The sequence below is a fragment of the Flavobacterium sp. B114r genome (genome assembly GCF_056824125.1).
Genome location: NZ_CP124858.1, coordinates 414,109 through 433,998 on the forward strand (window position 1 = coordinate 414,109; position 19,890 = coordinate 433,998).

Annotated in this window: 11 protein-coding genes and 2 pseudogenes; 7 read left to right on the plus strand and 6 right to left on the minus strand. The window is 33.0% G+C overall.

Annotated features, from left to right (window positions below; all coding sequences use genetic code 11):
• The first annotated feature begins 570 nt into the window (after positions 1 to 570).
• The 5 genes and pseudogenes from QLQ94_RS01995 to QLQ94_RS02015 all read left to right on the plus strand — a co-directional run.
• Positions 571 to 3,753: a SusC/RagA family TonB-linked outer membrane protein gene (locus QLQ94_RS01995; protein ID WP_482499041.1), complete on the plus strand. Its 3,183-nt coding sequence runs from the start codon at positions 571 to 573 to the stop codon at positions 3,751 to 3,753.
• A gap of 15 nt (positions 3,754 to 3,768) precedes the next feature.
• Positions 3,769 to 5,202, plus strand: coding sequence for a SusD/RagB family nutrient-binding outer membrane lipoprotein (locus tag QLQ94_RS02000; protein ID WP_482499043.1), 1,434 nt, complete (start codon positions 3,769 to 3,771; stop codon positions 5,200 to 5,202).
• Between the two features lie 172 nt (positions 5,203 to 5,374).
• Complete coding sequence (rlmB, locus tag QLQ94_RS02005) at positions 5,375 to 6,109, plus strand: 23S rRNA (guanosine(2251)-2'-O)-methyltransferase RlmB (protein WP_271334602.1); 735 nt, start codon at positions 5,375 to 5,377, stop codon at positions 6,107 to 6,109.
• Between the two features lie 105 nt (positions 6,110 to 6,214).
• The gene (locus QLQ94_RS02010; protein WP_482499045.1) at positions 6,215 to 6,658 is read left to right on the plus strand and encodes a DUF2490 domain-containing protein; all 444 of its coding nucleotides are present in this window, start codon (positions 6,215 to 6,217) and stop codon (positions 6,656 to 6,658) included.
• 67 nt (positions 6,659 to 6,725) lie between these two features.
• Positions 6,726 to 6,950, plus strand: a pseudogene (locus QLQ94_RS02015) (DUF2490 domain-containing protein); the annotation flags it as partial.
• A 179-nt stretch (positions 6,951 to 7,129) separates the two neighbouring features.
• Here the strand turns inward: QLQ94_RS02015 and QLQ94_RS02020 are convergent.
• Positions 7,130 to 7,456 (minus strand): hypothetical protein, encoded by a 327-nt coding sequence (locus QLQ94_RS02020; protein WP_482499047.1) that lies wholly within the window; start codon positions 7,454 to 7,456, stop codon positions 7,130 to 7,132.
• A 69-nt stretch (positions 7,457 to 7,525) separates the two neighbouring features.
• A complete protein-coding gene (locus QLQ94_RS02025; protein ID WP_482499049.1) occupies positions 7,526 to 8,290 on the minus strand; it encodes a rhomboid family intramembrane serine protease in 765 nt (254 codons plus the stop codon).
• A gap of 227 nt (positions 8,291 to 8,517) precedes the next feature.
• Here QLQ94_RS02025 and QLQ94_RS02030 point away from each other — a divergent pair, with 227 nt between their 5' ends.
• Complete coding sequence (locus QLQ94_RS02030; protein WP_482499051.1) at positions 8,518 to 9,795, plus strand: replication-associated recombination protein A; 1,278 nt, start codon at positions 8,518 to 8,520, stop codon at positions 9,793 to 9,795.
• A gap of 15 nt (positions 9,796 to 9,810) precedes the next feature.
• Here QLQ94_RS02030 and QLQ94_RS02035 read toward each other — a convergent pair whose 3' ends face one another.
• The 4 genes and pseudogenes from QLQ94_RS02035 to QLQ94_RS02050 form a co-directional block, all read right to left on the minus strand.
• Entirely contained in the window at positions 9,811 to 10,551 is a 741-nt protein-coding gene (locus tag QLQ94_RS02035) for a hypothetical protein (RefSeq protein ID WP_271334597.1), read from the minus strand.
• A gap of 2 nt (positions 10,552 to 10,553) precedes the next feature.
• Positions 10,554 to 11,240: a YjjG family noncanonical pyrimidine nucleotidase gene (locus tag QLQ94_RS02040; RefSeq protein ID WP_482499053.1), complete on the minus strand. Its 687-nt coding sequence runs from the start codon at positions 11,238 to 11,240 to the stop codon at positions 10,554 to 10,556.
• 3 nt (positions 11,241 to 11,243) lie between these two features.
• Positions 11,244 to 11,690: pseudogene (locus tag QLQ94_RS02045) on the minus strand (JAB domain-containing protein); the annotation flags it as partial.
• A 170-nt stretch (positions 11,691 to 11,860) separates the two neighbouring features.
• On the minus strand, positions 11,861 to 13,216 hold the full coding sequence (locus QLQ94_RS02050; RefSeq protein ID WP_482499055.1) for a UDP-N-acetylmuramate--L-alanine ligase: 1,356 nt from the start codon (positions 13,214 to 13,216) through the stop codon (positions 11,861 to 11,863).
• 204 nt (positions 13,217 to 13,420) lie between these two features.
• Between QLQ94_RS02050 and QLQ94_RS02055 the strand changes: the two genes are divergently transcribed.
• A complete protein-coding gene (locus QLQ94_RS02055; RefSeq protein ID WP_482499057.1) occupies positions 13,421 to 19,795 on the plus strand; it encodes an alpha-2-macroglobulin family protein in 6,375 nt (2,124 codons plus the stop codon).
• Positions 19,796 to 19,890: the final 95 nt, after the last annotated feature.

Sequence of the window (19,890 nt, forward strand, 5' to 3'; positions counted from 1 at the left end):
TATTAATACGGTAGTAAACAAAACAATAACCAACTTAAAAAATACTCACATTCAAAGAGAACAATTAATTAAGTATTTTATTCTTAACTCATCTTTTAAATTACCACATTTTTAAACGCCATTTAAAATATAAAAAAGAACTAAAACTTACGTGATTTTTTATTTTTTAACCAATTTACACATAACAACACCCACCTCGTTAACAATTGTTTTTGTTAAAAAAGATAAGAAATTGCTAATTTTTAATTAATTAACAATTAAGTGGCAAAATGTTATAAATCTTAAAAACACTCGAATCTTACCTCAAAAAAAAAACAAAATATCCCGCTAAAAAAACACATAAATCACAGATATTAAAACTCTCAAATTCAAAAACTTAAAGAGCAAAAAAAAAACCAGAAAAACTTAAAAACCACGTTAAAAACACTGCCAAATCCAGAAAAATTTGCAACTAACATTATAACGAGAATAATGTTAAAGTTTAAACTATCATCAAAAAAAGCATCAAATCCATTAGGAAAGTTAACGAATAATTAAGAGTTTTGTCACACTAATTCAAAATATTTAAAAATGAAACTAAAGTTTAATGGATTCTTAGTGCTATTGTTAGTACTAGTTGCGCAACTTACTTTCGCGCAAGAAAGAGCTGTTTCTGGAACAGTTTCTGACAATACAGGAATGCCTTTACCGGGTGTTAGTGTATTAGTTAAAGGAACAAAAACAGGAACACAAACTGATTTTGACGGAAAATATTCTATCAAAGCAGCACCAAATCAAATATTAATATTTAGCTACATTGGGATGAAAGCCCAGGAGCTTCCAGCTAGTTCAGCTAGTGTTAATGCAAAACTAAAAAACGATTCAGTAGAACTGGAAAGTGTTGTAGTTACAGCATTAGGTGTTAAGAAAAGTACACGTGCACTTGGATACGCGACACAAGAAGTAAAAGCAGCGGACATTACAAGAGCAAACAACAACAGTCTTTCTGGTGCTTTGCAAGGTAAGTTAGCAGGGGTATCAATCACTCCTTCTAGTGGTGCTCCAGGAGCTTCTTCTCAGATCGTAATTCGTGGTGCTCGTTCTTTTTCAGGAAACAATACTCCTTTGTATGTCATTGATGGAATGCCTGTTGCATCACAACCAGATTTCAGCACACAAAATGGTGTTACCGGATCTGACATTGCTAACAGAGCTGTCGATATTGACCCGAACGAAATTGAGTCAATCAACGTTTTAAAAGGACAAGCTGCATCTGCGTTATACGGTTTAAGAGCTTCTAATGGTGTAATTTTAATTACAACGAAAAGCGGAAAAAACTTAGCTCAAAGCGGCAAGCCGGTTATTACTTTCAACACTTCTACAAGTTTTGAAACAATTTCAAAAAAGCCACAAACTCAAAATGAGTATGCGCAAGGTTCTTATGGAGATTTCATTCCAAACTCTTCAATGAGCTGGGGACCAAAAATCTCAGAATTACCAAACGATCCTAAGTACGGTGGAAATGTTGCCAATGCAAACAATGGCGGAGTATTAAGACCCGGTAAATATTTTGTACCACAAAGAGTAAAAGCTGGTCTAGACCCATGGGTAACTCCTGAGGCTCATAACAATATTGATGACTTTTTCAATACTGGAATCACGATTAATAATTCCTTGAATATTGCACAAGCAACTGAAAAAACAAATTACTCTTTCGGTATAGGAAATTCAAAACAAGATGGTATCATTCCTTCAACAGGTATGAACAGATATACTGCAAAAGCAGTTGTAGACACAAAATTAAATAATGAGTGGAAAACTGGTTTCTCTGTAAACTATGTACAAACTAAAATTGACAAAAGTACAGCTGGAAACGACGCTGCTATTATAGGTGTATTTGCTGCCCCAAGAAGTTACGACTTAAAAGGAAATGGTTACTCTAATCCGTTTAATGATTACGACCAAATTTATTTTAGAGATACTAACTTCAACAACCCTTACTGGGCTGCTAAACACAATGAATTTAGCGAGAAAACCAATCGTTTTTACGGAAATGGATACATTCAGTACTCTCCTATCATAAGCGAAAGCGGAAGACAGAAACTAACTGTTAAATACCAGGCTGGTGTTGACTCATGGACAACTAGCTACAGAGATATCTTTGAGTATGGAAACAAACTTGACTTATCAGGACAAAGTAGTAGCGCACACCTTTATGGTACAACAAATGATGTAATCAACTCATTATTTACTATCAACTACAACTTAAATATTACTGATGATTTTAATGTAAATGTTTTAGTTGGAAATGAATACAATCATCAAAACACTAAAGAATATGATGATCGTGGAACTGCTTTCAACATTGGAGGATGGCCTACAATTGCCAACGCAAGAACAGTAACGTCAGAAGAGTACCGCAGACAAACACGTACTGTTGGTTTTTTCAGTAACGTTGAATTCTCATACAAAAACATGATTTTCTTAGGTGGTACTATCCGTAAAGATATTGCATCTAACATGCCAAGAGGAAATAGAGATTTCGTTTACCCATCAGCCTCTTTAGGTTTTGTGGTAACAGAATTAGAAGGACTAAAAGGAAAATCTTTTCTTTCTTATGCTAAAGTTAGAGGATCGATTGCTGAAGTTGGACAAGCGGGTGACTACGTAGGTAATTATTACACAACACCTTCTTACGTTGGTGGATTTTGGTCTGGATCTCCTATAAACTATCCATTAGCAGGAGGAACAAGCTCATTTATCCCTAACAACTTATTGTATGACCCAAATTTAAAACCACAAAATACAAAATCGTATGAGGTTGGGGTTGATTTGAAATTTTTGAATAACAGAGTTGGAATTGATTATACTTACTCTGAACAAAATTCAACAGATCAGATTTTCGACGTTCCATTAGCAGGTTCTACAGGATCAGCTTTATACAAGACAAATGGTGGAAAAATGCTTAACAAAGTACACGAATTAACTTTAAGTGTTAATCCTGTACGTACTGCAGATTTTAACTGGACATTCAATGTGAACTTCTCTCAAATCGACGCTACAGTACTAGCATTAAAAGAGGGCGTAGACAATATCTTTTTAGGTGGTTTTACAACGCCACAACTTAGAGCTAGTGTTGGAGATCGTTTCCCTGTAATTTACGGCACAAGCTTTGCCAGAGATGACAAAAACAACATTATAGTAGACTCAGATGGTCTTCCTATGGCTGGTGAATTAAAAGCATTAGGAGAAGTTGCACCTAAATTTACTTTAGGAGGTTCTACTCAATTAACATACAAAAGAGTTTCATTAGGAGCTGTTGTTGATTGGAAAAATGGTGGTAAAATGTACAGTGGTTCAAATAACTTAATGGCTTTCTACGGTGTAGATGCCAGAACAGCAGACAGAACTTCTGAATTTGTATACCCAGGTGTTAAAGAAGACGGAACTAAAAATGACATTGTAATTGGAGGTTCAAATGCAGTTCAACAAGATTTACAGGCAGTATTAAATGGAATTGCTGAGGCTTCTGTTTTTGATGCAAGTTTTGTAAAATTAAGAGAAGTTACCTTAGGATACCAATTTCCTAAATTACTAAACAACACTGTAGACCTTAGAGCTTCAGTTTTCGCAAGAAACATTTTATTATGGTCTAAAATGCCTAACCTAGATCCAGAAGCATCACAAGGAAATAATAACTTTTCTGGTGGATTCGAACAATGGTCAATGCCACAAACTAAGAGCATTGGTTTTGGATTGAACTTTACATTTTAATTAAAAAAAAATCAAATGAAGAATATAAAAATAACAATAACAGCTTTAATGGCTCTATTCTTATTCCAATCTTGTTCTGAAGACAAGATGGATGATATAAATAAGAATGTAAACAATCCTGCGGATATAGTTAGTCGACTAATTATTACAGATGTAATGGTAAACTCTTCTTTCACTGTAACAGGTTCTGACGCCTCTTTTTATGGAGGAATCTACTCTGAATTAAATGCAGGAAGTCACAACCAAATGTATAGCGCGCAGATTAGACGTAATGATCCAGCATTAGCATCAACTTATAGTAATGGATGGGATAATCTTTACGAACAACTAAGAACATTAGGAATAATTATAGACAAATGTTCTACAGGTGAAGAAAAAGGAAACTACCAGACTTTAGGTATCGCTCAAATCTTAACAGCTTATAATTTAGCGGTTCTTACAGATCTTTATGGAGATGTTCCTTACACAGAAGCTGGAAAACCAGGTGTAATCTACCAGCCAAAAGTAGACAAACAAGAGATTATTTATGTTGACATCTTCAAAAGATTAAATGAAGGTATTGCCAATCTGAACAAAACATCAACTTTTCCAACTTTGGGAACTCAGGATGTTATTTATGGCGGAAATTCTGCAAAATGGATAAAAGCAGCCAATGGTTTATTAGCAAGATACACTATGAGATTATCTCTTAGAAAAGCTGATTATCAAGGTGTAATTAATGCCGTAAATGCTTCTTTTGCTAGTGTCGACGACGAACTAAAACTTGTAAACGGTAGCGTTCCAAATCCTTTCGCAAGATTTCAATTGGACAGAGCTGCAATAAGTGTAGCTAAAAGTTTTTACGATACTATGGTAGCTAATGGTGCTGCTGACGCTCGTACTGCTGCATTTTTCACAAAAATAAATGGCGTTGTTTTTCCTTTTGACAATTCAAAAGCAGACGTAGAAGCACAAGGTAGATATTCTATCTCAGCTATTATGAGTTCGTCAAACCCTATCTATTTGTTAAGCTACCACGAATTATTATTCCTGAAAGCTGAGGCACAAGCTAGATTAGGTTTACCTGAGGCGCAAGAAACTATGAATGCTGCAATAAAAGCGGCTTACGCTAAAAAACAAGCAGTTACATTTACATCTGCTCAGGCAGATGCATATATTGCTACTATACCAACCTTAACTGGTAACGCATTATTGAAAAAAATAATGGTAGAGAAACATATTTCTTTCTTCGAAAATGAAGGTATTGAATCTTATAACGACATCAGACGTTTACAAGCAATGGGTAATGGAGACCTTATCCCTATGGTAAACCCAAAACCTGAATTGTTCCCACAAAGATTCGCTTACGGTTTATCTGACGTTAGTACAAATGCTAACATCAAAGAACTATTCGGAGACGGTACTTATGTATATAAAGAAAAAGTTTGGTGGGCTGGAGGTACTAGATAATAGTATTCCTAATTCCAAATAACTTAAAAAAGGGCACTTATCTCACGATAAGTGCCCTTTTTACAATTAGCAAACTTAACAAACTTATTTATTAAGATATAAAACAAATGCTAAACCACTCTGTTCATTCAGTGTGGTTTTTTTTTGGAAACATTATTCCTATATTTGTGCCATGGAAAAAGAACATCAAATATTTGGAATTAGAGCCATTATAGAAGCAATTCAAGCAGGTAAAGAAGTTGATAAAGTATTTATACAAAAAGAGATTTCGGGAGAATTAATGAAAGACTTAATGAAAGTGATGAAACGCGCTAACATTAATTTCTCTTACGTACCTGTAGAAAAATTAAATCGATTAACACCAAACAACCATCAGGGAGCAGTTGCAACTATATCCCCTATTGGATTTATAGAGCTGGAACATTTAGTTGAATCAACCATTGCTTCCGGAACAAAACCATTATTTTTAATATTAGATCAGATTTCTGATGCCCGTAATTTTGGCGCTATTATAAGAACTGCAGAATGTACTGGTGTAAACGGAATCATTGTACAAAAATCAGGTTCTGCCCCTGTAAACGGAGACACTGTTAAAACCTCTGCAGGAGCTGTATTTAATGTCCCTATTTGTAAAGTTGAACATATTAAAGATGCAATTTTTTATCTTCAGGGATCAGGAATTAAAACTGTAGCTGCAACTGAAAAAACAGATCAAAACATTTATGACGTCGCACTAAACGAACCGTTAGCCATTATCATGGGATCTGAAGAAAGAGGAATAAACCCTTCTGTACTTAAAATCGTTGATGAAAAAGCAAAATTGCCAATGTTTGGATCAATAGGATCATTAAACGTTTCTGTAGCTTGCGGAGCATTTTTATACGAAACCGTTCGACAAAGAAGTTAAATAGTATTGAGGAATTAGGATGACAAATTAATATAACAATTGATGTCTTTAAACCCTACTCATAACATATCTCTTAAAAAGCCTGGTTTAATACTTGTAATTTTTTTGATTACAAGTATTAGCTACGGACAAACTACTACTTATAATCAATTTTGGAATGAAGTTCAGTTCACACGAACCATTAATGAAAAGTGGTCGACTGAATTGGATTTAGCAGCTGCATACAGCAGCACGGAATCCTCCTCTAATATTTTTCAACAAAACATACAAAGGTCTGCACGATTATGGGGACATTACTACTCTCCCCGTTGGAAATTCTCTTCATTCTTAGCCTACAATTTCAATAAGGACGTTCCTGAAATTGGACAATTTAAATCTCCCGAAATTCGTTTTGCTTTACAGGGAATCTACTACTTTCATAAAACAGGATATACTTTAAGCACCAGAATGAGAATGGAGCTAAGACATATGCGAAGTGAAGACGGAATCTATGACAATGTATTACGATATAGGCAACAAATAAAATACTTACAACCTATAATACAGTAAAGTTCTAAGAGAAGGTGTAGTTTACGGGGTCGCTTCAGATGAGCTTTTTTTTAAATCTGGAACTAAAGTAACTGGCCTAAGCTTTTTTGACCGAAACAGACTAAACATTGGAGCTGGTTACTTATATACTGATGACATACAAATTGAATTAACTTATGCCAATGAATACCTCCCAAGAGATGAGGAAAATCAAATTGTAAATGCCGCATCATTGACTGTAACTTTTAATAATCTTTTTAAAAATATAAATAAAAAATTATTACATAAAAGTGAACCGACTAAAGAGGATTAACAACTATTTACCTTCCTTTTCCATAAAACAAGCCAGCTGTTTTACGATAGCGTCTTTATGCAGCTTGAAAGTGTAGTTATGCACAAAATCAGTTTCTTCTAAACTGATTTCAGCCATTAAAGCTTCAAATTTAGAAAATTAAGCAAGATCTTTCGCATCAATTAAATATAAAACTTGCATCACTGAATCGTTACGCATATATTGCGTATCATAATCAACTTATAAACTTTATTATCCGCAAGATGCATTACTAAATCATTCTTGATCTTTTTCCCATCTTTTTTAGGCGGGAATGGCGTTGGCTGCAACGAAACAAAATAATGTTCTTTATCAGTAACTATATTAATTTTTAAAGATTTAGATTTTGTTGTATAAAAAAAAGCAGGATCAAAATAGTATACCATAGAACCATCAGCCTGGATTTTATTTTTGACATCACATTGTCCAATTGCTTTTGAATTAAACAAAAACATAAAAAGCAGGATTATCAAACTTATCTTTATCATAACAAACAAGTTAAAATTAAGGTGTTCAAACAAAAATAGTCAATTATTATCAAATCGAAATTTACAGGTCTATAACGTGTCTTCAGATTCTGTTTTTCTTACAGTATAATTAACAGAAACATCTGAATTATAATAAGTGGGAACAGTCACAAATTCTTCATCTTCAATTTCTGTGTTTACAAAGTTTCCATCTTCATCAAAATGTTTCATAAACGCATCTTCCTCCGGATTAAAATCTGGTTTCTGCCATTCATAAACAATAGGTTTAGCATATTCGGGTGTTTTATAAAAGAAAGACATTACAAGTCCAGTTATAAAACCAGCCAAATGACCTTCCCAAGAGATGGTTTTGTCAACTTCCGGAAAAACATACCAAATCATTCCTCCGTATAGCAAAATAACCGATAATGAAAGTGCAACCAAACGATAATACCTGGTTTGAATTCCTTTAAAAAAAATAAAGCTCACCAACACATAAATTAGTCCACTTGCACCTATATGATAATTTGAGCGGCCAATAGTCCAGGTTATTAATCCTGAAAACAAAATTCCGAAGACAATCACAGACAAAGATTGCTTTGGATAAAAAAATTGCATCGCTGCCAATAATACTAAAAGCGGAATGGAGTTATTATATAAATGGCTTAAATTTTCATGAATAAAAGGACTAAATAAAACACCTTGTAAACCTGAGAAATCACGAGGATAAATTCCATATTGATAAAAGTCGTAATCGAAACGGATTTCTACCCAATAAACAATCCACAAAAAAAGAACAAAAAAGACAGGAAGACCAATAACGGTATTCGAAAATTTAAAGTGGTTGTCGTTCATAATGCTATAAATAAGTTATTTGAAGTTATCAAAAAACTATCCAATTACAATTTACTGATAATTTGTCAGCTAAAAGAAAAAACTACACAATACGACTCTAACCCTGATGCAAGGAATATCTTTCTTAGTCACTTTGAATTGTTATCAATAGCAACAAAAAACATAGCAGGCAGCACGAATTAACTCTAAAAATATAGATTTAAAATTGAAAATAGTAATTTTACAAAATGGAAGCACCTTTAGCCGAGCGTATTCGCCCACAGCAATTAGAAGACTACATTAGTCAAAGCCATTTAGTTGGACCAAACGGTTCGTTGACCCAACAAATTTCGAAAGGACTTATTCCTTCATTGATCTTTTGGGGACCGCCGGGAACAGGAAAAACAACCCTGGCCCAAATTATTGCCCAGGAATCTAAACGTCCGTTTTATATATTGAGTGCCATAAATTCAGGCGTTAAGGACATACGTGATGTAATTGAAAAAGCAAAGCAAAGCGGCGGATTGTTTACTGCCAAAAATCCTATTTTATTTATTGATGAGATTCATCGCTTTAGCAAATCGCAACAAGATTCGCTTTTGGCAGCGGTCGAAAAAGGCTGGATTACTCTTATTGGAGCAACAACAGAAAATCCCAGTTTTGAAGTTATTCCTGCATTATTGTCACGTTGCCAGGTTTACATTCTAAATGCTTTTACAAAATCAGACTTAGAAGCTTTGCTACATCGTGCTATGAAAAAGGACAGCTATTTAGCTTCAAAAAACATTACCCTAAAGGAAACAGAAGCTTTACTCCGACTTTCTGGCGGAGATGGCAGAAAATTATTGAATATTTTTGAACTTGTAATAAATGCTTCCGATGGAGACGAAATCATCATTACAAACGATCGTGTTTTTGAATTGGTGCAACAAAATACTGTTTTGTATGACAAAAGTGGCGAACAACATTATGATATCGTTTCGGCATTTATAAAATCAATTCGAGGCAGCGATCCTAATGGAGCTGTTTATTGGTTAGCAAGAATGATTGAAGGTGGTGAAGATGTAAAATTTATCGCCCGAAGAATGCTTATTCTATCCAGTGAAGATATCGGAAATGCAAATCCAACAGCTTTTATAATGGCTAATAACACGTTTCAGGCTGTGACCACTATTGGATATCCGGAAAGCCGTATCATATTAAGTCAATGTGCTATTTATCTGGCGACTTCTCCTAAAAGCAATGCTTCTTATATGGCGATTGGTAATGCACAGCAACTGGTAAAGCAAACGGGCGATCTGCCTGTTCCTATTCATTTAAGAAATGCACCAACCAAACTGATGAAAGAATTAGGTTATGGAGATGAATACAAATATTCGCACGATTATGCCAATAATTTTGCAGAGCAGGAATTTTTACCTGAAGCTGTAAAAGAAACGGTTCTTTATAATCCGGGAAGCAACTCTCGAGAGAACAGCAACCGCGAATTTTTAAAGAACCGTTGGAAAGATAAATATGGTTATTAAAACCATATTTTATTTTTAGAATTTTACTGAAACTTTTTCAGAAACTAATTGATCATTTTTATAATACTCAAAAAACCATTGATTGTCTTTTGCATTTAATGATCCCTGAATACCATCTTTTATAGCAATAAACGAATCCGGACGTGATGTTTTCAACAATTTCATCACCACTTTTGGCGTTTTATCGATTAACTGATATCCATTTTCTGTTGGCTGAGCAAACAATAAGTTAGGATCTTTCAAATCAGCAGTTGGAGTCGAAATTGCCGTAGCAGGTACAATCTGAGCTGCCGGAATCGAAGTGGTTGGTGCTTTTGTAGAATTTACAGTTTTACCATTATATTTATAATGCAAAGCGTTGATAGAAGCAAATGCCAAATCAAGACATTCTCTATAAGCTACTTCATATTCTTTTTCTTTACTTTTTCCTATATCTGAAGTATAAATTACTTTACCGTAGCAATCTTTAAATTCCACGAAAAGTTTAGTAACTAAAAAACCATTGTCTTTTTTTACATCAACGTATAAAAATTCACAACGATCACCCAAACCTGCCGGAATTTCTTCATTACCATAAAAAGCCTGAAAACCCGCTTTTACTAAATTTGCTTTAGTCATTGTTGCCGTTCTATATTGATTTTCCGACTTAAGGAAATCGTACTTTAGAGGTACAATAACGGCTTTGTAATCATTAACAGATTGCGAGAATCCAATAATAGAAGTAAGAAGCGCAATCAATAAAAATTTTATTCTCATAATTATAAATATTTTTTAAGTTCTAATAAATGGTTTATTTGTTTAATATTTTCCGGAGCTTCAACTTTTTTATCATTAAAAAAAATAGCATCCAAACCAGCGTTTAATGCACCGTTTATATCGGCATCAAGACAATCGCCAATCATTATACTATTCTCTTTTGAAGCCTTGGCTAAGTTTACAGCGTAATCAAAGATAATACTATTTGGCTTTTTTACGCCTGCTAATTCAGAATTTGTTATTGTATCAAAATAACCTGAAAGTGCAGCGTTATTAATTTTCTTATCCTGAGCGTTTGCAAAACCATTTGTGATGATATGTAATTTATATTTTGGTTTTAAATATTCTAAAACTTCTATAGCACCATCAAAGAGATGATTATTATCTGTCAAAAACTCAATATAATCAATTGCAATCTGATTGATATCTTCATCAGAAATTTCAATATTTAAAGCATCAAAAGAAAACTTCAATCTATTGTAACGCAGTTCGACATGCGTGATTTTATCATGTTGATACAATTTCCAGCACTCCTGATTTATTGGAGCGTACTTTGCAATAAAGTCTTGTATTTTAATTTCGGGGAACCTACTTTTAAAAATTCGGTCAAAAGCCATCTCAGAGTTTTTATCAAAATCCCAAAGTGTGTGATCCAAATCAAAAAAAACGTCGGTAATAGTGGTATTCATAAGCTAAAAAATTCCTTCATCTACAAAACTATAATATTTTGTTTCAGTAATAATCAAATGATCTAAAACTTTAACATCTAAACTATGTCCCGCTGCTTTTAATTTCTTTGTTATTAGTTTGTCAGCATCACTTGGCTGCAATGTACCTGAAGGGTGATTATGGCACAAAATCAAGCTTGTAGCGCCAATTTCAAGCCCTAATTTATAAACATGACGCACATCGACAATTGTGCCTGTGATACCACCCTTGCTTAATTGTGCTTTTTAAATCACTTTATTCGAATTATTAAGAAAAAGCGCCCAAAATTCCTCATGAGATAATTCGCCATTAATAGGCTGCATCATTTCCAAAACCATTTTACTGGAAGTAATTTTTCCTAATTTCGAAGCATCCTCTGTCCTTCTTCTGCGGCCTAATTCTAAGGCAGCAATAATTGTTATAGCTTTCGCTCGTTGTTTTTACAACTTTTATTTTTGAATTCATCTTTCTATAGTCTAAAAGGCTAATATATCTAAAAATAAGAAAAATCACTCATAAATAATAAAATAGTATTTCAAAAAAAAATGCCAATCACAAAACTGTAATTGGCATTTCAGAAATTTTTTAATTATCAAATTTTCTAAAGAACTAATTCTTTAACTTCATCAAAGTTTAAGCCTCCGTAATTTCCGGAACTCATCAATAACAAAGCCGAATTATCAAGATTTAAATTGAATAAATACTCCTTGAATTCAGTTGGATTGGTGTAAATAATTAAATCTTTACGATTAAAAGCCGTTGCAATCTGATCGTATGTAACTTCTTCTAATTGTTTAATTTTTACGGCATCCGGAGAATAAAAGACGACCGCAACATCTGCATATTCTAATGCTCCTTCATATTCTTTGAGGAACTCAGCATTTAAGCTACTATAAGTATGCAACTCTAAACAAGCTACTAATGTTCTGTTTGGGTATTGTTCTTTTACTGCTTTTGTTGTTGCAGCTACTTTACTTGGCGAATGAGCGAAATCTTTATAAGCTACTTTGCCTTTTCCTTCGGCTATTTTTTCTAGTCGTTTAGAGGCTCCTTTAAAACTGGCAATTGCTTCGTAGAAATCAGCTTCGTCAACCCCCATATTTTGGCAAATCCATTTTGCTCCGGCAAGATTATTTAAATTATGCGCACCAAAAACTTCGATTGGCATATCGCCTTCCGGAGTTTCTAATAAAGTTACGCCATCGCTTACAGTATATTTTGGAGTTGTATAAGCCAATTTACGAATTGGGTTTGTAGCAGCTTCAGCAACACGTTTTACTTCAGGATCTTCTTCGTTATAAACCAGGATTCCACCATTTGTAATTTTAGCAATGAAAATTTCAAATTGTTCCACATAATTCTCATATGTTGGAAACACATTAATATGGTCCCACGCAATTCCGGAAATTAACGCAATATTAGGTTGGTACAAATGAAATTTAGGACGTCTGTCTATCGGAGAAGACAAATACTCATCGCCTTCCAAAACCATAAAATCATTTTCTTCGGTAAGATGTACCATGGTATCAAAACCTTCCAGCTGTGCTCCTACCATATAATCGACTTCGATATTATGATAATGCATAACATGCAAAATCATCGAAGTAATTGTTGTTTTTCCGTGAGAACCTCCAATTACAACGCGTGTTTTATTTTTAGACTGTTCGTATAAAAATTCAGGATAAGAGTAAATCTTCAAACCCAATTCCTGCGCCTTCAACAATTCAGGATTATCTGCTTTTGCGTGCATTCCTAAAATTATTGCATCAATATCAGCAGTTATTTTTTCAGGAAACCAACCTAATTCAACAGGCAAAATTCCTTTTTTATCCAATCTTGATTTTGATGGTTCAAAAATAGCATCATCACTACCCGTTACCTTATATCCTTTATTATGTAATGCTAATGCTAAATTGTGCATGGCACTTCCGCCTATTGCGATGAAATGTGTTCTCATTTAAAATGTTTGATCGTTAAACTGTTTAATCGGTTAATCGAAATAGCAAATAACTAATAAAACCCGCTAATTATTTTTCAAAAATAAGGAAATATAAAATGTCTCATTTGGTTTTAGAGATAAATTAGTAATTTGTACGAAATTTATTTTTAAAGCTTCCCAACCTTTATCAAAAAATAACACTCTATATATTAAAATTGATTTATGAAAAATATTTTATTTGTTTTCCTTTTGCTTTCAACAGCATTATTTGCACAACAAAATGATAAGAAATGGAATAAGGTTATTGCCTATGAAAACGAAGGCAAAATAAAATCTGCTAACGAGATAGTATATAAAATCTACAAAAAAGCTGTTTCGAATAAAGATGAAGTACAAATGATAAAATGTTTTTTTTATCACTCTAAATATTTACAGGTAGTTGATGAAAATGCAAAAACTAAAATCTTAAGCAATCTTAAAACCGATATTAATAGGGTTTCAATACCGTCTAAAGCAATTTTGAATTTGGTGTATGCAAAATGCTTAAATAATTATTCTAATTATGATGATGCTGTCACAGTTGTTGATAGTGCTGCCGCAGTTGTAGACGAAGCAGCATATGCCGCAGCAGATAGTGTTGAAGTTCCTTCATCTGAGGATTATCAAAGTCCATCAACAGAATTTACATCTGAAAAGGAAGTTATTGCTGTTATGGAAAAAACACTTGAAAACGAATCAATTCTAAAAAATACTCCACTCTTAAATTATCAGGCTATTTTTGATTTTTTGTCTTTAGAAAAATTAAAAACGGAAAACTTATATGATTATCTAGTTAAAGAAAACATCGGTTTTTTTACTGAAAAAATACAAAGATGGCAAATTCAAAATAGTGAAATAGCACTACATAAAAACGAACTTTTAGGAAATTCGGAAGCATTTTTGAAACTTGATTTAAGTTTTATAAAAGATGAAAACCTAAGAAAAGTTATTGCTTTATATCAAAAGTTAGAATCAAGCAATCCTTCTTTAGAAAATCAATTTAACCGAGTTACATTCTGTAGTGATTTCATACCAGAATCTACGGAAGCTTTAACGAAGTTTTTAAATGATCTTCAACAACAGACAAAAGACAAAATTCTTACTCAAAAAATTCTGGTAAAAAAGGCCGAACTTCTACTTTCTCAAGCTTCAAAAGAATTACATCCGGATTATAAAATTGACGCTGTCAAAATGTATGACGATATTATAAAGATCAATGATAAAACGAATGAATCCCAAAACGCCTTACAGCAAAAACAAAATGTTATTTCTAAATCATTGGACATTCGACTTAAAAAATACAGTTATATAAAAGAGAATACCAGAGCTTTTATCAACTATAAAAATATTGATAACTTAAAAATATCATTCTATAAAATAGATCAAAAAAACCTAAAAAAATTCTCAGACTCACAAGTATTCGACAAACAAGATAGTTTAACTGAGATAATTATAAAAAATCAAAGTGCAATTGCCTCTAACGAGTACAAACTTCAAAACAAAAATGACTATTTTGACTATAGCACAGAAGTTCTATTGCCGCAATTAGAAACAGGAAGTTATTTAGTTTATTTCGAAAGCGATTCCGGATTAAAAGACAAAAAAGCTTCTACGTTTGAAACTATAACGGTTTCAAACTTAAGTATTCTGGCATCTCAAGGAGATAGTAAAGAAAACTTTCAGGTTTTGGATCGAAAAACAGGAAAGCCTCTGGAAAATGTGTCTATAAAATCGTCCTATTATACACTTAAAACAGATACAAACGGCCTTGCATCCTATGTTGGACGTATCAATCATTCTTATAATGATCATACTGAGTTTTCATTAGAGAACGATACCATTTTGCCACTCCAAAATTATATTCGATATACAGAGCGATACAATACAAACGAATACAAGACTTTAAAAGCAAAAGTCGAATTTTATTTGGATCGTTCTATTTACCGTCCCGGGCAAACTGTTTACTACAAAGGAATTGCAATTCAAAAGCAAGAAAACAAAACGAGCATCGTTGCTAATACTTCTTTTAAAATTATGATTAAAGATGTTAACTATCAGAATTTTAAAGAATTTGAAGTTACTACAAATGAATTTGGCTCATTTTCAGGCGAATTTGTTTTGCCAAAAAGCGGTTTAACTGGTAATTATAATATTTATGCTGTAAGACCTGAAGATTCTACAAACGGAAATTTTGATATAAAAAACAGTCCAAATGAATCTTTCTGGAAAGCGGTAATACTTGAAAGCGCAGGAATTAATTTTAGAGTTGAAGAATACAAACGTCCAAAATTCAAAGTAGATTTTGATCCTAAAAAAGAAAGTTTTCAGGTAAATCAGTCTATTAAGGTAAACGGAATTGCAAAAGCATTTGCAGGCAGCAATATTTCTGATGCAAAAGTGACTTATACTGTGAATCGATTTACAAGTTATTTTAGAAATTATTACGGTCAGGAACAAAATGAAACTATAGCAACTGGTGAAACCAAAACAGATGCTTCAGGGAAATTTGTAATTGAATTTAAAGCCGAACCTTCGAAAAATGCAATCAAAGAACAATTACCCATCTTTAATTACAGAATAACGGCTGATGTTATAGATATCAATGGAGAAACTCACACCTCAGAAACCATCATAAAAGTAGGTTATCATGATTTGATTATCAATGCAAGCATTCCAAGTCGTATTGAAACTAAAAACAAAAATGAAATCACCCTTACAAGTACCAATTTAAACGGAGAGTTTTTAGCAGCAAAAGGCGAAATTAAATTATATTTCGTACGCCCATTTTCTAATAAATTCAAAGAACAAGTTTGGCCAAAACCAGAAATCGAAACCATTTCGACAGCTGATTTTGAAAGATTGTTTCCTTATGAAATCCGTGAAATTAAAACCGAAAAACCTAGCAAAACTTTATTATTCTCAAAGAAAATAGATACCGAAAAAGATAAAAAAATAGCGCTGGATTTTATTTCAAATTATAAATCCGGAAATTATAAAATTGTTTTTTCAGCAAAAGACACTTTTAATACTCCGATAGAATCTGTTTCGACTTTTGAAATCAAACAAAGCAAAGACAAGTTTAATCCCAGTAAATTATTTACGGCAGAACAAATTAATAGCAATCCTAAAAAAGATGGTTTTGTCGAAGTCAAACTATCTTCTGTAATTCCGGATCTTTATATCATTACAAACGGAAATTATGGCAATCAAACCTATTTTGAAAACACATATCATTTACAAAACAATGAAGTCACAATCAAAATTCCGTTAAAAAATGAATTTGAAAATTCAATGCGTTTGGGTTTTCAAAGCATTTTTGAGAACGAAATTTTTGAAGATGAAATAAACGTTCCACTAAAAACAGAAGAATCTAAACTAGAATTCACTGTGGAGAGTTTTAGAAATAAAATCGAACCCGGAAGTACTGAAAAGTGGTCATTTAAACTAAAATCAATCAATGCCAAAACCGAAGCAGAAGTGTTGGCATCTATGTATGACAGTTCTCTCGATCAGTTTACAATAAGAGATTGGAATATTTTAAACATAAATAATTACCATTACAACTCCTCCAATTTTAAATCTGGTTTAGGTTTTGAAAGTATAAACGCTTCTTTAGAAAACTTAGATGAAGATCTGTCTATAGATAAATTCTATAAAGAAGAAACAAAATTAAACTGGTTTGGTTTTGACTTTTACAATAGTAGATATGGTGATTCTCTTAATTACTCTATAACTGAAATTAAAGACAAAAAAGTAGGTTCTGAAACTATCAAAGGAGATCCTGATGCTGTTTTAACAGTTGATTCTCCTGTTGGTGCTGGGGCTGCCGCTATGGTAGTTCAGGAAGATAATCAAGTCTATAATACCGCGGCAATACCCAAAGTAGACAGTGTTCGATTTGTAAAACCTGTGGTAGCCAAAGCTTCAGAAACTACAAATGATGCTGAATACTATTTTCAAACAAATAAAATCAAATTTATACCTGGAAAAAAAATCGTCAGCGGCTTAACCTCAATGGTTGTCAATGAATCAACTTTATATATAATTGATGGAGAAATCTCTTCTGAAAGTAATTTCAAAAAAATAAATCCTGATGATCTTTTAGACATAGAGTTTCTAACTGGAGATAAAGGCAAAGCATTGTACGGGAGCAAAGGCTCAAACGGGGTAATAATCATTACAACCAAAAAAGCCCTAGAAGTCTTAACACAAGTCAAAGCAAGAAAAAATCTTTCAGAAACTGCCTTCTTTTATCCTAATTTAAGAACAGATGCAACTGGAAAAGTAAGTTTCAATTTTACTTCTCCGGAAGCTTTAACTTCTTGGAAACTTCGTTTATTCGCGCATAATAAAAAGGCTGTTTCCGGTCTTTTAGAGAAAAGTGTTGTGACTCAAAAAGAGTTAATGCTTTTGCCGAATTTCCCACGTTTCTTTAGAGAAAAAGATACAATTGCAATCTCTGCTAAAATTTCGAATATAACAGATAAAGCCAAAACAGGAATTGCGATTTTACAGTTTTTTGATGCTGTAACAATGCAACCTATTGATACCAAAATCCTGAACACAAAAAACGTTAGAAACTTTACTGTTGGAGCTTTTGGAAATACAACAGCAACTTGGACAATCTCTATCCCTGATGGTTTACAAGGTGTGCAATATAAAATTCTGGCTAAATCAGGTAATTTTTCTGACGGAGAAGAAAATATACTTCCTGTACTTACCAATAATATATTGATTACAGAAAGTATCCCAATCTGGGTTCGTGAAAATTCTACTAAAGAATATACGTTTGAGAATTTAAAAAATAACACTTCTACTACTTTAAAAAATCATCAGCTAACATTTGAATATACTTCAAATCCTTCATGGATTGCAATTCAGTCTTTGCCTTATTTAATGGAATATGAACACGAATGTGCCGAACAGACTTTTGCGCGTTTTTATGCCAATGCTTTAGCTTCAGAAATCATTTCAAGTAATCCGAAGATTGCAACTGTTTTTGAAGACTGGAGAAAGAACGGAAAACCAAATTCAAAATTAGAAGAGAACGAAGAATTAAAATCGATCATTCTGGCAGAAACTCCCTGGTTAAATGACGCTCAAAGCGAAGATGAAAAGAAAAATAATCTCGCACTTTTATTTGATTTAGAAAAAATGAAAACTTCTCAAGAAGCTACTTTCGAAAAACTGAAACAAAAACAACTACCATCAGGAGGTTTTTCGTGGTTTGGAGGAAACTATGAAAGCGAATATATTACCAGACATATTCTGGCTGGTTTAGGTCATCTATCGAAATTGAATAAAACAAAAGACAATGAGGATAAAATTGATGCAATTGCTAAAACCGGAATTCCGTTTCTGGACAATAAATTCTTAGAATACTATAAAGGTCAGACAAAAAACTTAAAAACAACAGATAAACTAATTTGGAATAATCCTTATTCTGATTTGCATTTTTTATATACCAGAAGTTTTTATTTAGAAAAATATCCGTTATCAGATACTTTGAAAAAAGCAACTAAATTGTATTTGGAAACAGCCAAAAAAGATTGGTTAAAGTATTCTCTTTACGAAAAAGGATTGGCTGCTTTGACTTTAAACCGTTTTGGAGAAATTGAAACGGCTAAAAAAATAATAGAAAGCCTAAAAGAAACCTCTTCAAACAACGAAGATTGGGGCATGTACTGGATTGCCAACAAAGCAGGCTGGTATTGGTATCAAGCGCCTATAGAAACTCAGGCTTTATTGATTGAGGCTTTCGCCGAAGTGAATCACGACACAAAATCTGTAGAGGCAATGAAAGTCTGGTTATTAAAAAACAAGCAAAGCAAAAACTGGCCAACCACAAAATCGACGACTGAAGCTATTTATGCTTTATTGATGCAAGGAAATGATTGGTTATCCGTAAAAGACAATACTATCATTAAAATTGGAAACGAAAAAATCCTAACCAAAAAGTTAGCCGAAAACGAAAAAGAAGCTGAAACAGGTTATATTAAACTGAACTGGAAAGCGGATGAAATCAAAAAAGAAATGGCCTCTGTGAGCATTCAGAATAAATCGAAAGTTCCTGGTTTTGGTGGAGTTTATTGGCAGTATTTTGAAGATTTGGATAAAATCAAAACCAATTCGGGAGCAGTTTTATCGGTTTCAAAAGAATTATATCTTAAAATGAATACTTTAAAAGGGAATGAATTAGAAAGAATAACAACTAAAAATCCTTTGAAAATTGGAGATTTAGTTACGGTAAGATTAATTATAAAATCTAAAGAAGATATGGAGTTTGTTCATCTGAAAGATATGAGAGCTTCGTGTTTTGAACCTGTCAATGTACTTTCAGAATATCAATACAAAGATCGACTGGGTTATTATATGAGTACCAAAGATGCCGCAACTCATTTCTTTTTTGATACTGTCAACAAAGGAACTTATGTTATCGAATATGTCATTAGGGTAAACAACAGTGGTGAATTCTCAAACGGAATTACAACTATTGAAAGTATGTATGCGCCAGAATTTGCAAGTCATACAAAAGGAATTCGGGTAAAGGTGAATTAAAAACAGTATATAAAATTCAAAAATGAACCATTATTTCGTTTCGTTTTGTTCATTTCGACGCAAGGAGAAATCACATACGTTGAGAATATCCTATT

What these genes read in the sequence shown, in the direction of transcription:
- QLQ94_RS01995 (WP_482499041.1), top strand. Translation starts at nt 571, where the DNA reads ATGAAACTAAAGTTTAATGGATTCTTAGTGCTATTGTTAGTACTAGTT.
- QLQ94_RS02000 (WP_482499043.1), top strand. Translation starts at nt 3,769, where the DNA reads ATGAAGAATATAAAAATAACAATAACAGCTTTAATGGCTCTATTCTTA.
- rlmB (WP_271334602.1), top strand. Translation starts at nt 5,375, where the DNA reads ATGGAAAAAGAACATCAAATATTTGGAATTAGAGCCATTATAGAAGCA.
- QLQ94_RS02020 (WP_482499047.1), bottom strand. Translation starts at nt 7,456, where the DNA reads ATGATAAAGATAAGTTTGATAATCCTGCTTTTTATGTTTTTGTTTAAT.
- QLQ94_RS02025 (WP_482499049.1), bottom strand. Translation starts at nt 8,290, where the DNA reads ATGAACGACAACCACTTTAAATTTTCGAATACCGTTATTGGTCTTCCT.
- QLQ94_RS02030 (WP_482499051.1), top strand. Translation starts at nt 8,518, where the DNA reads ATGGAAGCACCTTTAGCCGAGCGTATTCGCCCACAGCAATTAGAAGAC.
- QLQ94_RS02035 (WP_271334597.1), bottom strand. Translation starts at nt 10,551, where the DNA reads ATGAGAATAAAATTTTTATTGATTGCGCTTCTTACTTCTATTATTGGA.
- QLQ94_RS02040 (WP_482499053.1), bottom strand. Translation starts at nt 11,240, where the DNA reads ATGAATACCACTATTACCGACGTTTTTTTTGATTTGGATCACACACTT.
- QLQ94_RS02050 (WP_482499055.1), bottom strand. Translation starts at nt 13,216, where the DNA reads ATGAGAACACATTTCATCGCAATAGGCGGAAGTGCCATGCACAATTTA.
- QLQ94_RS02055 (WP_482499057.1), top strand. Translation starts at nt 13,421, where the DNA reads ATGAAAAATATTTTATTTGTTTTCCTTTTGCTTTCAACAGCATTATTT.